A 393-nucleotide genomic window follows, 5' to 3' on the forward strand; every position below is an offset into this window, starting at 1 on the left:
CACCAACCGCAACGCGATCCCGGCCGACCCGAACGGTGCCTGGTACACGTCCGGTATCCGCGTCGGCACGCCCGCGCTGACGACACGGGGCCTGGGCGTGGAGGAAATGGACGAGATCGCGTGCCTCATCGACCGCGTCCTGACCGCCACGGAACCGGGCACGACGGCCAAGGGCACGCGCTCCATGGCCCAGCACGTGCTGGACCCGAAGACGGCGGAAGAGATCGCCACCCGTGCGACGGACCTGGTCTCGGGCTTCCCCCTCTACCCCGAGGTCGACCTGGGCTGACAACTTCGTTGTCTGGTGCGGGTGCGTCGTGGTTGCTCGCGCAGTTCCCCGCGCCCCTTGCAGGGGCGCGGGGCTGTGTTGTCTGCGCGGCTCCGCCGCGGGGG

1 pseudogene is annotated in these 393 nt (G+C 71.0%); it reads left to right on the plus strand.

Features of this window, described 5'->3' with window-relative positions:
• Window positions 1-289 (plus strand): annotated as a pseudogene (locus IH48_RS0132485) (glycine hydroxymethyltransferase); the annotation flags it as partial.
• Window positions 290-393 lie beyond the last annotated feature (104 nt).

It is taken from the genome of Streptomyces sp. NRRL F-5126 (genome assembly GCF_000721265.1).
Lineage (GTDB): Bacteria > Actinomycetota > Actinomycetes > Streptomycetales > Streptomycetaceae > Streptomyces.